At 71.5% G+C, this 11,536-nt stretch carries 15 protein-coding genes and 1 pseudogene; 7 read left to right on the top strand and 9 right to left on the bottom strand.

The annotated features are described in order from the left end of the window. Nucleotides 1-225 precede the first annotated feature (225 nt). A pseudogene (locus tag CCN44_RS47845) lies at nucleotides 226-327 on the top strand (IS5/IS1182 family transposase); the annotation flags it as partial. Nucleotides 328-413: 86 nt separating this feature from the next. Here the strand turns inward: CCN44_RS47845 and CCN44_RS20660 are convergent. Both CCN44_RS20660 and CCN44_RS20655 read right to left on the bottom strand, forming a co-directional pair. Next, nucleotides 414-656, bottom strand: a complete 243-nt coding sequence (locus CCN44_RS20660) for a DUF5133 domain-containing protein (RefSeq protein ID WP_059246719.1) — start codon at nucleotides 654-656, stop codon at nucleotides 414-416. 34 nt (nucleotides 657-690) lie between these two features. After that, nucleotides 691-1,035 carry an STAS domain-containing protein gene (locus CCN44_RS20655; protein ID WP_059254688.1) on the bottom strand — a complete coding sequence of 115 codons (345 nt, stop codon included), beginning with the start codon at nucleotides 1,033-1,035 and terminating at the stop codon, nucleotides 691-693. Between the two features lie 143 nt (nucleotides 1,036-1,178). Here CCN44_RS20655 and CCN44_RS20650 point away from each other — a divergent pair, with 143 nt between their 5' ends. Beyond that, complete coding sequence (locus CCN44_RS20650; protein WP_059254687.1) at nucleotides 1,179-1,541, top strand: helix-turn-helix transcriptional regulator; 363 nt, start codon at nucleotides 1,179-1,181, stop codon at nucleotides 1,539-1,541. Between the two features lie 450 nt (nucleotides 1,542-1,991). After that, entirely contained in the window at nucleotides 1,992-2,429 is a 438-nt protein-coding gene (locus CCN44_RS20645; protein ID WP_059246718.1) for an ATP-binding protein, read from the top strand. An 83-nt stretch (nucleotides 2,430-2,512) separates the two neighbouring features. Here the strand turns inward: CCN44_RS20645 and CCN44_RS20640 are convergent, their stop codons facing one another. The 5 genes from CCN44_RS20640 to CCN44_RS20620 all read right to left on the bottom strand — a co-directional run bounded on the left by CCN44_RS20640 (nucleotide 2,513) and on the right by CCN44_RS20620 (nucleotide 5,685). Continuing rightward, nucleotides 2,513-3,304 carry a hypothetical protein gene (locus CCN44_RS20640; protein ID WP_086698526.1) on the bottom strand — a complete coding sequence of 264 codons (792 nt, stop codon included), beginning with the start codon at nucleotides 3,302-3,304 and terminating at the stop codon, nucleotides 2,513-2,515. 179 nt (nucleotides 3,305-3,483) lie between these two features. Next, nucleotides 3,484-3,912: a peptidoglycan-binding domain-containing protein gene (locus CCN44_RS20635; RefSeq protein ID WP_158103129.1), complete on the bottom strand. Its 429-nt coding sequence runs from the start codon at nucleotides 3,910-3,912 to the stop codon at nucleotides 3,484-3,486. 19 nt (nucleotides 3,913-3,931) lie between these two features. Then, nucleotides 3,932-4,984: a peptidoglycan recognition protein family protein gene (locus CCN44_RS20630; RefSeq protein WP_086698524.1), complete on the bottom strand. Its 1,053-nt coding sequence runs from the start codon at nucleotides 4,982-4,984 to the stop codon at nucleotides 3,932-3,934. Beyond that, a complete protein-coding gene (locus tag CCN44_RS20625) occupies nucleotides 4,984-5,235 on the bottom strand; it encodes a hypothetical protein (RefSeq protein ID WP_086698523.1) in 252 nt (83 codons plus the stop codon). The genes CCN44_RS20630 and CCN44_RS20625 overlap by 1 nt, the downstream gene beginning before the upstream one ends. 81 nt (nucleotides 5,236-5,316) lie before the next feature. After that, on the bottom strand, nucleotides 5,317-5,685 hold the full coding sequence (locus CCN44_RS20620) for a peptidoglycan-binding domain-containing protein (RefSeq protein ID WP_059246714.1): 369 nt from the start codon (nucleotides 5,683-5,685) through the stop codon (nucleotides 5,317-5,319). A gap of 309 nt (nucleotides 5,686-5,994) precedes the next feature. Here CCN44_RS20620 and CCN44_RS20615 point away from each other — a divergent pair, with 309 nt between their 5' ends. Continuing rightward, nucleotides 5,995-6,441 (top strand): hypothetical protein, encoded by a 447-nt coding sequence (locus CCN44_RS20615; protein ID WP_158103128.1) that lies wholly within the window; start codon nucleotides 5,995-5,997, stop codon nucleotides 6,439-6,441. Between the two features lie 114 nt (nucleotides 6,442-6,555). Further along, nucleotides 6,556-7,773 carry a M48 family metalloprotease gene (locus tag CCN44_RS20610; RefSeq protein WP_143649883.1) on the top strand — a complete coding sequence of 406 codons (1,218 nt, stop codon included), beginning with the start codon at nucleotides 6,556-6,558 and terminating at the stop codon, nucleotides 7,771-7,773. Nucleotides 7,774-7,914: 141 nt separating this feature from the next. Here CCN44_RS20610 and CCN44_RS20605 read toward each other — a convergent pair whose 3' ends face one another. Beyond that, nucleotides 7,915-8,601 (bottom strand): hypothetical protein, encoded by a 687-nt coding sequence (locus CCN44_RS20605; protein ID WP_086698521.1) that lies wholly within the window; start codon nucleotides 8,599-8,601, stop codon nucleotides 7,915-7,917. 329 nt (nucleotides 8,602-8,930) lie between these two features. Here CCN44_RS20605 and CCN44_RS20600 point away from each other — a divergent pair, with 329 nt between their 5' ends. Then, nucleotides 8,931-9,998 (top strand): hypothetical protein, encoded by a 1,068-nt coding sequence (locus CCN44_RS20600; RefSeq protein ID WP_202430135.1) that lies wholly within the window; start codon nucleotides 8,931-8,933, stop codon nucleotides 9,996-9,998. A 136-nt stretch (nucleotides 9,999-10,134) separates the two neighbouring features. Here the strand turns inward: CCN44_RS20600 and CCN44_RS20595 are convergent, their stop codons facing one another. Beyond that, complete coding sequence (locus CCN44_RS20595; RefSeq protein ID WP_107502095.1) at nucleotides 10,135-10,926, bottom strand: alpha/beta fold hydrolase; 792 nt, start codon at nucleotides 10,924-10,926, stop codon at nucleotides 10,135-10,137. A 357-nt stretch (nucleotides 10,927-11,283) separates the two neighbouring features. Here CCN44_RS20595 and CCN44_RS20590 point away from each other — a divergent pair. Beyond that, nucleotides 11,284-11,536, top strand: a 253-nt coding sequence (locus CCN44_RS20590; protein ID WP_208639807.1) for a CAP domain-containing protein, incomplete at its 3' end; no start/stop codon positions are given.

Here is an 11,536-nt window from a genome sequence, read left to right as displayed (position 1 = left end):
CCGCCGACGCCGAACCCTGTCAACCCGCTGTCGGCGGGGCGTGCGATCCCTTCCGGGTCGACGGCCATGACTTACGCCGGTCGCGTTCCCTCCAGCGCGCGCCGGAAGGCCACACCGCGACCGTAGCCGGCGTCGCGGTCGACTCCACGATCGTCCGGGCTCATCAGCACGCCGCCGGGGCCTGCCGGAGGGGGTCCCCGTCGGCGAGCCGGACGGCCGTGCCCCGGACGGTCCCGCGGCGGCCTGACCATCAAGATCCACCTCGCCGCGGTCAGCCGCTGCCGACCGCTCGCCTTCGTCGTCACGCCCGGCCCGGCAGGCGAGGCGCACCACTCCCGCGCGACCGCGACCACCTCCGCAGGCGTGGCATCCCCGCCTTCCTCCGGTCAGCACGCTGATCCGAACGAGGGCGCCTAGGCGGCCAGTGTCTCGTCCTCCTGGGGGGCGTGCGTACGGCCGGTGTGCTCCTCGAGGAGTGTGTCTGCCGTGAGCAGGGCCTGCTCGATGGTGCGGGCCCCGGTCATCACGCACAGTGTGTCCACGGCGTCTTCGAGATTCATGCTGGTGGAGCCCGTGGGGTGCACATCGTGTGCGATGCGCGCCTGAGCGAACCGGGCCAGCACCTCGCGCAGTTCCTTCTCCGTGGGAAGGGGCATGCTGATACCTCCTGTGGGGTGTGTCGGGGGCTCTCTAACAAGCAGCGGCCTCTGCCACCGTCGCCCGCACCTTCAGGAGCGTGTCGGCCCCCGTGATTTCCAGGAGTCGGCGCACCTGCTGCGTCGGTGCTGCCACGCGGAGGTCGGCCTTGTGGTGGGTGAGGATCAGCAGATTCAGCAGCGTCGAGTCCCCGAAGGTGATGCCGGAGGCGTCCAGGACCACCTTGCGATGCGCCTCGGCCGCGGTGTCCAGAGCCTCCGCGAGGGGCGTGATCGAGTACATGTCGTAGGAGCCGCGCGCACTGACGACCCAGGCGTCGCCGTACTCGAACTGCACCACCGCGGCCTGGTCGTGTATCCGCAGCGGCGCCCCGCGCACTTCGTCCGGGCGGTCCGTGACCCCTTCTTCCAAGAACACCTCGGGTCCTCCCGTGTCTCCCCTGCTTGGATCACGCTAGCGATTACGCGAAAACTATGTCATGCATTCGGTGTCCGGCAAACCAGGTCAGTAGAATGCCGTGCATGGTTGCAGTGCCTGGATCTCACACCGGATGGACGTTCATCACCAACCATGCGCGCGTACTGGCGGCCATCGCCGACAACCCGAACATCCGGATCCGCGACATCGCTGCCCACTGCCGGCTCACCGAGCGTGCCGTCCAGCGGATCATCTCCGACCTCGAACAGGACGGTTACCTCTCCCACACCCGCGAAGGACGCGCCAACACCTATCGCATCGATCCGGACAAGGTCCTGCGCCATCCGGCGGAAGCAGGCCTGACCGTGGCCGCACTGCTCTCCCTGCTCGTCCGGGACGAGACCGACCGCATGGGGAAACCCGGCAGCCAGTCCCCCCGCCTGGCTGGTGCCGGCGGCGCGAGCTGAGGCTGCCGCTCGGATCCTCACGGCGTCGGGCTGATTCGGACGACAGGTCCCGGGCCAGGTAGTCCGGTCCCGCCCGGCTCGGTCCGTCGGCTGCGGCGCGCGGCCGCAGTGGGGCGGGCCGGCCGCAGTGACCGGCAGCGACACATTCCGCGCAAGGCCGTCACCGCCGGTCGGACGCCGGCAACGGCCCTGGCGGCGATCGACGACAGCCGCCTGGGCGTGCCGCGACACGACGGGCAGCGGTTTGCGGAGGAATGTGTGGTTCTTCAGCGACCCCGCCTGGGCTCCAGCCCTGAACGGCCCCCTCGTCCGGCGCACCGACGGCAACCGCGACGGCGGGGCCCTCTGCGTCAAGGGATCCGCGCCAGGGAACCCCACCGTCGGCCGGTGTTGGGGCAGCTGGGTGCCGGGGCAGACGGACAGGAACCTGGAACAGCTGAAGGAGAGACCATGGCGGACGATTCATCCATGAGGGCTGTCGGCTGGGCGCGCTCGTTGCCGATCAGCGCCGGAGTGCGGGAAGCCAGGAACTGGACGCGTTCCCACATGACCGCACTCGGCTGGGATCGGACTGCACCCGCTCTGGTGGACGCGGTCGTGCTGGCCGTCTCGGAGTTGGTCACCAACGCCCACGTCCACGCCCACAGCGCCGCACAGCTCATCCTCACCTGGGACGAGGAATGCCTGCACGTGACGGTGCATGACGCCTCGCCCCGGCTGCCCGAGCAACGCCGCACGGATCACGACGCCCTTGGCGGGCGAGGGCTGCTCCTGGTCGACGCCCTCGCCGACGACTGGCAGATCCGCCGTTGCCCCCGCGGCAAGGACGTCACCGCCTGCTTCCAACCGCCCGCTTCGGAGGAGGGACGAGCGCGAGAAGCAGAATGAGCAGCAACGGAGACGCAGTTATCGGCCTTGTGCGCTGCCGCCCGTCCCGCACCGCGCCCCGACCGGCCTGACGGCCCGCCGCCTCACCGGCGAGAACGCGATCCGCCGGCGCGACCCGGCACCTCGCGTGCTTCGGTGAGGGCCCGCTGCCTGAGGTTGCCGCCGAACAACTGGATCGTGGTGGCGGCCAGGACGTCGTCGCTGCCGATGGTCCGCCCGTCCCCCTTGCGGCGGGACAGGGCCCGGTGGGAATCCCCGGGGAACGGGGGTGGGGCCGGTTCGCCCAGCATCACCAGGGTGACCGTACCGAAACGCGTGACCCCGCCCTCGCGAACGACCATGGCCGCGTCCCGGGCGAGGTCCGTCAGGAACGCGCTGGCTATTCCGTCCAGGTCGCGGACCATCGCCGGGACGGCCGTCACTCCCTGGCTCCGCAGCAGCTTCCTGACCCCGGCCTCGAACCTGTGGGCGCCGACCACAGCACTCGGCTTGCGCGACCCGCTGCGCTTGCGAGAAGGCACGAGGACGCCCGCGGCGTCGTACAGGACACCGGTCAGGCCTCGAAACGTCGGGCTGTGGTCGTACCACTTGGTCCCCACCTCGAGTTCGGCGTTCCGGTCGATCGCCGACAGAAGGTCACCGGGAATCAGCTTCTTCCGGGCCTCCTCCGCCGCCGCTCTCCTCGCGCCGTCGATGATCTCCGTCAGCACGGTCCGCGTCACCGACGCGGCGGCCCACGCGGCCGACCGGGAGACGTGCAGCGAGGTCACGTCCCTGAACACCGCTTTGACGAGAGAAGGCTTGAACGGTGGGACATCCATGACCGAGGCGGTCCGGGGGCCGCCGCGTCCAGGGCGTGCGGGCTGTGCGGTCATCGGAAGGAACGCTCCCTGCTGTCGGAGTGGTCAGAGGCCCCCACTTCACCACGCAGACCCGCTCTCCTCCCCCATCCTCCGTCGAAGCGGCACCCGTTCAAGGCCCTGACAGGCACCCCCCGACGGCCGGGCCGATGATTGGGCCCCGGCCACCGCGGAGCCAGGGCGGGGCGCGGGGATCAGGCCGCGGCCGTGGTGCCGCACTTCCGCAGCGCCTGCCAGGTGCCGGGGCCGACTGTGCCGTCGGGCGCGAGGCCGTGGTCGCGCTGGAACCGCTTGACGACCGCTTCCAGGCCCGCCCCGAACAGGCCGTCGACGGGTACGTCATAGCCGCAGCGCCGCAGCAGGCACTGGACTTCCCGGACCTCGTTTCCGCTGTCTCCCCGGGATACCGGGGCGGTGCCGGAGTAGTAGCCGCACCAGAGCGCCCGGCCGTCGCTCGGCGCGGCAGCGAGTGCCGGCAGGGACGGCGGGGTCGGGGGCGCGGTGGAGGCTCGGGCGGGCGCGGCCGTGAGCGTGAACGCGGCCAGGGCCGCGACGGTGAACGTGCCGATCCATGTGCCGGCCCGCGTGCGGCCACGGTCGCGGGACGTGCGTGAGGTGAGCAAGGCGGTCTCCTTTCGCATGTCAGGTGACGGGGGCGGCCCAGGCCGCCTGCCAGGTCGCCGGTCCGACGATGCCGTCGGCGGTGAGCCGCTTCTCCTTCTGGAACGCGAGGCACACCTGCCGCGACCGGCTGCCGTACACCCCGTCGGCGTCGAGGGACCAGCCCCTCTCCCGCATGCGGGCCTGCCAGGTGGCGACCCCGGGGTGCCGGGTGAACGGCGGGTAGGTGAACAGCACGCCCGGCCAGGGCGGCGCGTCCCGGTGGGAGCTGTCGCCGTCCGCGGGGGCGGTCACGGGGGCGCGCCAGGACGCCTGCCAGGTGTCGCGGCCGACGACGCCGTCGACCGTGAGGCTCTTCTCCCGCTGGAAGGCGAGGCACACCCGGCGCGACTGCTCCCCGTACGCGCCGTCCACGTCGATCGTCCAGCCGCGTCTGCGCATCTGTTCCTGCCACGTCCTCGCGCTCCAGTGCACGGTGACGGGCGGGTATTGCAGCAGAACACCCGGCCAGGGGACCTCCTGCCCGGGCGGAGGCGGCTCCTCACCGCCGGGGCCCGGGGCGGTTCCGGGCTCGAACCGCCCGTCCCGTACATAGGCGTAGAGCGCCCCCGGGCATTCCGTGGCCGTCAGATCGCGGTGCCCGACGATGCGGGCCCCGGCGCCTCCCAAGGAGCGCAGGCCGGCGATGGCGGTGCGGATCGCCTCGACCAGACCGGTGGTGACCGGGTCGTAGCGGCCGGGCGTCCCGCCCGTCAGCGCGCAGACCGCGTAGAAGCGGTCGTTGGCGTCCTTGGTGCCGTTCGCACCGGTCCTGACGCCGTATCCGCGCCCTTCGAACACATAGCCGTGCGGGCATGCGAGGAAGGAGTAGGCGATGTCGTCGTACTCCCCGTTCATATGGGTGTTCTGCACACTCCGCACCAGGGGTGCGCACTGAGCATGGCCGGCGAGGGCCAGAGGCGTCTCACCTATGTGGTGGACGGCCACACCGCCGTCGCCGGGCCGTATGTCGTGCGACACCTTCTTCGGCGCCCTGGCGCCCCATGCCGCACGGGTGACGAGCTGAGGCGCCATCAGAGCTCGCCCCCGCCCGTGCACTGGACCCAGCCGTTGAGCGGTTCGCGTGACACGCCCTCGGCGTACCAGTGGTCGGAGACGACCGGAATGATGGCGTCCGGGTCGGTGGGGCTGAGCATGTCCCGCGTGCCGAGCCCGGCCGGGGAAGCCGCGGCGGCGGCAGCGGACCCTGCGCCGCTCAGGGAGAGCGCCGTCGCGGCCGCTGCCGAGAAGGCGGTCAGGAGGACGTGTCTGCGGGTGAGGTGCATGCGTCTCCTCATGTCGAAACGGGCTTGTCGGAAGCCGGGAAACCGGCCGGGGCACTGCCCCGGCCGGGCAACGCTCGCGCGTCAGCCGCGCAGCGCCCTCCAGGTGTTCGGGCCCGCCTTGCCGTCGGCGGCGAGCGGGTGGTCCGCCTGGAACGCCTTGACCGCGCGCTCGGTGGCCGCCCCGAAGATGCCGTCGATGCCGGACGAGCCGATGCTGTAACCCCAGACGTCACGCAGGAGGCACTGGATCTCCTTGACGTGGGCGCCTCGGTCGCCGCGGTCCGCGTACCGGGTGCCGCTGTGGTAGCCGCAGGAGACGGCGGCCGCGGCGACCTGCTTGTCCGAGGCCGGGGCCGGAGCCGCCGGGGCGGCCATGGCGGAAGCGGCTCCGCCGAGGAGGAGCGCGCCGGCGAGGGCGGCGGGGACGAGACCGCGCAGGGTCTTGGTCATGTGTGCGTATCCCTTTCCGGTCAACGGTGTTCGGGCACCGGAGGCACGCGTCGGTGCTCCGGATACCGCACGTCGTCGGACGACGGACGGACAGGCGCTGCCGTCCCGTCCTCTGGCCCGACCGATCTTGGCGGGCGAGGTTTTGTTCAGCACCCCCTCACCAGGGACTTTTCAATTCCGGAACGAGGGGCCCAAGAGCGGCGGAGCCTCGGCCGCCGGAGACGGGCCTTGTCGGCACTCTTTTCGCATCCGTACGGTGTCGGACGATTTTGGCTAGGCTGGTGGGCCGAGCGATTTCGGAGGGGGAGTATGGACGGCGCGCGAATCGTCGATGTCCTGCAGGGAGTTGTGGCTGAACGCGCGCCCGAGGAACGGGACACAGCGGCGGATCTGCTGAACCGCGAGCCTGATGAGATCACGCGGATGCTGTCGTCCCGCGGCGGGGACAGCGAACTCGGCTTCGGTCTGGGCGAGGTCGCCGTGCTGGTGACACCGCTGGTGTGGATGGTGCTGCAGCAGTTCGCGCAGGAACTGGCCGGCGCGACGGTGCGAGCGGCGACCGGCCGGCTGTCCGCGGCGTGGCGCAGGCTGCGCGGCAGGCCGGGAAGTGTGTCCGCCCTGCCGCGGCTGGACGAGGCACAGCTCGAGGAACTGTGCGACATCGTCACCCGGCGCGCCCAGGAGTCAGGGCTCGCCGAGGACTCGGCCCGGCAGCTCGCGTCGAGCGTTCGCCGCCACATCGAGCGCCACCAGTAGCGAGGCCCTTCCGTGCGGCCGTCTTCCGCAGTGGCGGAGGCCTATTACCGACGGTGGAGCGCCGGCACGACCCGCAGGTTCGTTCTCCTGCTCCTGCTCCTGACGACCTCGGGCATGTTCCTGCTCAACACAGCGGCCCAGAGCATCCTGTGGCGCCCGGCGTACGCGCCCTGCGTACGGAGGTACGACGACACATGGCGGCTGGCGGGTGAAACGTTCGACGTCCGTGCCCTGCTGACGGACCGGGCAGCACTGGAGTGGATGGTGTCCGTCCCCTGTCAGCGGCAACTGGCGTCCTGGTCCTCCGCGGTGACCGTGGCGGGTCTTGTGATCGTCGCCCTCGTGACGCTCACCGTGTTCTGGTTCCTGCCGACGTGGCGCTTGCGCCGCCTGGTGCCCGTGCGCGCCGCGTCCAGGAGCGCGTTGTACGCCGAGCTGGAAGAGCTGCGAGCCAGGTGCCGTCTCCCGGTACGCCCGAAATACGTCATCGACCCCAGCGCACGGACGAAGTCGGCGGTGGTCTTCGGCCGGCCCGGTCTGCTGGTCCTGTGCCTGGACAGCGGCCTGGTGAAGATGGTGCGGAGGGAACCCACGACCTTCCGCACCGTGATCCTGCACGAATTCGCCCACCTCCGTAACAAGGACGTCACCCTCGCCTACGCCACCGTCTCCCTGTGGCGCGTGTGGCTGGCACTGATCGTCCTGCCCTGCGCGGTGCAATGGGCCTGGCTGAACTGGACGGGCGGCCCTTACTGGGCACTTCACTACGGCAGCCGCGGCACGGCGGTGCTGGCCGTCGCTTTCGTCGTAGTGGCCCGTTTCATGCGTGCCGAGGTGCTGCGCAACAGGGAACTGTGCGCCGACTTGGATGCCTACCGATGGGGCGCGGACCTCGGCCTGTGGCAACGAGCCGCCACCGCAGAGCGTCGTGCCCGGGGACCGGTCCGGCGGTGGTGGCGTCACCTGTGGCGGTTCCATCCACACTGGCAGCGGCGATACGAGGTACTGCACCAACTGGACAGGGGAACGGTCTACTACCGCTGGAACCCGTCCGCGGCGACCTCTTTCGCCTTCCTGGGTTGCTTCGTCCTGATGCCGAGCGTTCTGCTCAGCCCGCAGTTCCCGCCGCTGTGGGGACCCGTCCACAGGATCCTCTTCTACGGCACTCTCACCGTGTTCCTGGTGACGTTCGGCAGCGCCGTACCGGAGAAGAACGGCAGCGCCCTGCCCAGCCGGCCGGAGCGCCTGCTGTGGCGCAGGAGCACCGTCATCCTGCTGGGCGCAGCGGTCGTGGCGCTGTCCTTCCTGGCCTCCTTCCCGGACGCCACCTGAGCCAGGACCGCGACGTGAAAGTCCTCGTACAGCGCGGTCCCCGGCTCGTGCAGCGCCGGCGGCACGCTCGCGTACGCGGTGCGGCGCCCCGCCTCGGCGTCCGGCCCGGCCCCCGCCGGCGCCGGGGCGGGGCACGGCGGCTCAGACGAGCGGCAGGGTGTACTCCACCGCGCGGGACGGCGTCGGGGTGAAGCGCAGCCGCTCCAGGGCCGTCCGGAGTTCCGCGTCCTCGGGGGCCGCGTTGACCTCGGCGGCGGTGAGGCCGGGGTGGTCGGTGTCGAGGATGTGCAGGGCGGCGGCGGTGAGGGCGGTGAGCTTGTCGGCGGTGCTGTCGACCTCCCGGTCGTGGACCAGGAGGGCGCGGTCACCGGCCAGCTCGACGTCGTACCAGGCTTCCTCCGTCGCGACACGGAACGCCGCGGGCCCGCCCCCGTCGGGCAGCTGTCGTTCCGCGCCGTCCCCGCCGGGAACACCGGCCGGCAGGTCGCGGCGCCACCAGCGGTAGACCTCGGCGCTTTCCCGGGCGCCCAGTTCGAGCGCCGCCTTGCCGGGGCCCGTCTCCTCCACGGTCCAGCGCAGTGCCGTACCGCCTGCCGTGCGGGCCGCGTCCGCCGCCGCCCTGAGCAGGGGCACCAGGCACTCCTCCGCGGAGCGGTCGGGGACGGCGACGTAGCGCAGGGCGGCGTCGGGGGCGCCCAGATCCAGCAGCGCCAGGGAGCCTTGCACGGCTCCCTGGGGGCGCGCGGTGAAGACGGCGACGGTCCGGTCGTCGCTCCACAGCTCACCGGCGAGGGACGGGTCGGTCAGGCATTCGACGAAGTGTGTCACCCGTTCATGGTCCTGGATGGAGGGCCTGGTCATCGCACCGGGTGGGCAGAACAGCCACCGTCGAACAGGCCGCTGATCAGAACCGCTGAGGAACCGATCACGGCTGCTCACTCCCCCGCGTACGGCCTCCGCCCCGCACACCCATACGTTCTCATGTGCGGTTTCCACCCTGCGGGCACCGTGTGCGGAGGGCCGTTCCGCTGCCCGGCGCGTGCTTCCGACATCGGGGGACGGGCGGTGCAACCCTTCTGGCGGTTGGTGAGTCTACTGATCGATCACGCCGTGATCAGATCTACGAGGAGATCATCATCAGCGCCGTACACAAGACCTTGACCGCCGCCGCCGTCGCCGCCGCGGTCCTCGCGGGCTCCGCCGCCTGTGGAACGGTGGAGCAGCTCTCCGCCGGCAAGAAGCTCGACCGTGCCTTCGACAAGCTCGGCGAGAAGAAGTCGCTCTCCTTCGAGCTGGACCTGGACACCGACGCCGCGTCGCTGAAGGCTCTGGACGCCAAGTCCGAGCCCGCGCCCGGCGAGGAGATACCGGACGAGGCCGCCGAGATGATCAGCGGCGCGAAGATCACGTTCACCGTGCAGTCGAAGAAGCCGATCAGCGAGTCCGGTGAGAAGGACTTCGTCGGCATGGCCATGAAGGTCAGCAGCCCGGACGGCGACCTCACCGAGTACCGGCTGATCGGGGACTACGCCTACGTCCGTGCCGACGTCAAGGCCCTGGGCAAGGTGGCGGGCAGCCCGGTGCCGTCCGCCGATGACCTGCCGCCCGAGGCCGGGGCGATGAAGGACGTCCTCCAGGGCAAGTGGGTGAAGTTCAACACCAAGGAGATGGAGAAGGCCGCCGCCGAGGGCGAGGAGTCCGGCGGCGTTCCCGCTCCCGACCCGTCCCTCGACGCCAAGACGCAGAAGAAGCTCGTCAAGGCCCTCCGCGAAGTCATCGCCCGCGAGGTGAAGTTCAGGACGGCAGGCGGCGAGGACGGCACCGAGCACATCACCGCCACGGCTCCCTTCCGCACCCTGGCCACCGAGCTGTTCGGCCGGCTCCGTCCGCTGGAGAAGGACCTGCCGCCGGGCATGGAACTGCCGACGGCCAAGGATCTCAAGGACGCCCCCAACACCAAGGTGACGGCTGACTTCACGCTCAAGAACGGCGAGCTGACCGAGGTGGACGTGGACCTCGCCAAGCTGGCCGAGAGCGCCGAGGTCAAGAAGCTGGGCCTGACCCTGCGCATCGGCAAGGGCACCAAGCCCACCGCCCCGGCCGGTGCCGCCGAGCTGGACATGGACGAACTCATGAGCGGCTTCTTCGCCGGTGCGGCGATGGGCGGCGGCGAGTTCGCCGAGGACGACCTCGCCGGCCAGGACCTGCCGGAGGACGGCTTCTGATCACGCCGGGCGCGGACGGAGCGGACGTCGCGTCCGCGTGGTGAACCACCACGCGGACGCGCTCCGCGCGGCCCTCTTGTCCGGTGTCGCGCCCGGTTCCGGCAGGTCCGCCGGCCGGAGGGTGGTCGGCGTGCTTCTACGGCCGGTGCGAGGCGGTGGTGAGGAAGTCCAGCACGAGGGGGCCGGCGTGGGTGCGGCACTCCTCGAAGTAGGCGTGCCGGGCTCCGGGGATGAGGTGGAGCCGGGCACCGGGGATGCGGTCGGCGAGCAGGGGGGCGTTGGCCGCGGGGTTGAGCAGGTCGTCCGTTCCGTGGACGACCAGGGTGGGTGCGCTGATGCCGGGCAGGAGGTCCCAGGCGTTGTGCCGGTCACTGGCCGCGAGGTGGTGGCGCCGGGAGTGGGCGGGCATGCCGGGGTCGCCGAGGGTGTGGTGCGGGCCGGGGTGGTCGGCGAGCCATCGGGGGGTGTACATCAGCTCCAGCAGGGCTTGCCGCGCGGCGCCGGGCTGCGGCTGGGCCAGGGCGCGGCGGACGTCGTTGCCGCGTTCGACGCTGTGCGGGCCGCCGGGTGAGGTGCAGCCGAGGACCAGGGCGCCGACCCGGTGCGGGTGGCGGGCGGCGAGTTGCTGGGCCACGCGGCCGCCCATGGACGTGCCGTAGACGTCGGCCCGGTCGATGCCGAGTTCGTCGAGGACGGCGATGACGTCCCGGGCGAACAGTTCGGTGCTGTGGGGGGTGTCGGGCTTGTCGCTGTCGCCGGTGCCGCGGTAGTCGAGGGTGAGGGTGCTGCGCGCGGGGTGGAAGTCGGCGCGGACCGCGTCCCACCAGTGATGGTTGTTGGCCTGGCCCGCCAGCAGGACCAGCGGCGCTCCCTCGCCTCGCAGCTGGTAGGCGATGCGGGTCCCGTCCGGTGCCGTCGCGTAGGTCATCGGCTGGTTCCCTCACTCCTGTGTCGGCGGGCCCGGTGTCCCCGCTCGCCCCGGGGCCTTGTCGTCCTCCACCGTCGCAACCGAGGCCGCTCACCGGTTGTTCCGGCGTTCCGGCGCCGGCCGGCCTGCCGGTCGGTTCCGGCTCCGTGCGCCGGCTGCCTTGCCGCCTCCGCCTCCGCCTCCGCGCCGCACGGGCTCGTGCATCAGGGTGAGGATCGTGTGCGCCGGGGCGGTGGCCTTGCTGCGAAAGGGTGATGACGCGCGGAACGGCGGCACGGCGCGCGTGCGGGGCTCTTTCATGGGTACTGCCCGGTGGCCGAACGGTCGCCGGAGACGCGCAGCGTACGAGGAGGACCAATGGGTCGGCTCTCAGCGGGTGTTCTGGCGGTCGCGGCGGCGGTGTCGGCCGTGGCGTTCACGGTGCAGCCCGTGCAAGCGGCGGACGAACGCCCGCCCCTGCCCGACGCCACGGACGAGGCGTTCAACGCGGAGTGCCTCGCGGTCCACAACCAGTATCGCGCCCGGCACGGCGCCCCGCCGCTGGCCCTGGACGACGCGGCCGTCGCGCACGCCATGGACCGCGCCCGGACCGCTTCGGCTCAGGACGGGG

It is taken from the genome of Streptomyces tricolor (genome assembly GCF_002155905.1).
Taxonomy (GTDB): Bacteria; Actinomycetota; Actinomycetes; order Streptomycetales; family Streptomycetaceae; genus Streptomyces; species Streptomyces tricolor.
Note: the sequence above shows the minus strand (reverse complement) of the source record. Positions and strands in the feature narration are given on the sequence as shown.

Coding starts and splice junctions, on each gene's coding strand:
- CCN44_RS20660 (WP_059246719.1), bottom strand. CDS start 656: ATGCCCCTTCCCACGGAGAAGGAACTGCGCGAGGTGCTGGCCCGGTTC.
- CCN44_RS20650 (WP_059254687.1), top strand. CDS start 1,179: ATGGTTGCAGTGCCTGGATCTCACACCGGATGGACGTTCATCACCAAC.
- CCN44_RS20645 (WP_059246718.1), top strand. CDS start 1,992: ATGGCGGACGATTCATCCATGAGGGCTGTCGGCTGGGCGCGCTCGTTG.
- CCN44_RS20640 (WP_086698526.1), bottom strand. CDS start 3,304: ATGACCGCACAGCCCGCACGCCCTGGACGCGGCGGCCCCCGGACCGCC.
- CCN44_RS20630 (WP_086698524.1), bottom strand. CDS start 4,984: ATGGCGCCTCAGCTCGTCACCCGTGCGGCATGGGGCGCCAGGGCGCCG.
- CCN44_RS20625 (WP_086698523.1), bottom strand. CDS start 5,235: ATGCACCTCACCCGCAGACACGTCCTCCTGACCGCCTTCTCGGCAGCG.
- CCN44_RS20620 (WP_059246714.1), bottom strand. CDS start 5,685: ATGACCAAGACCCTGCGCGGTCTCGTCCCCGCCGCCCTCGCCGGCGCG.
- CCN44_RS20615 (WP_158103128.1), top strand. CDS start 5,995: ATGGACGGCGCGCGAATCGTCGATGTCCTGCAGGGAGTTGTGGCTGAA.
- CCN44_RS20610 (WP_143649883.1), top strand. CDS start 6,556: ATGTTCCTGCTCAACACAGCGGCCCAGAGCATCCTGTGGCGCCCGGCG.
- CCN44_RS20595 (WP_107502095.1), bottom strand. CDS start 10,926: ATGACCTACGCGACGGCACCGGACGGGACCCGCATCGCCTACCAGCTG.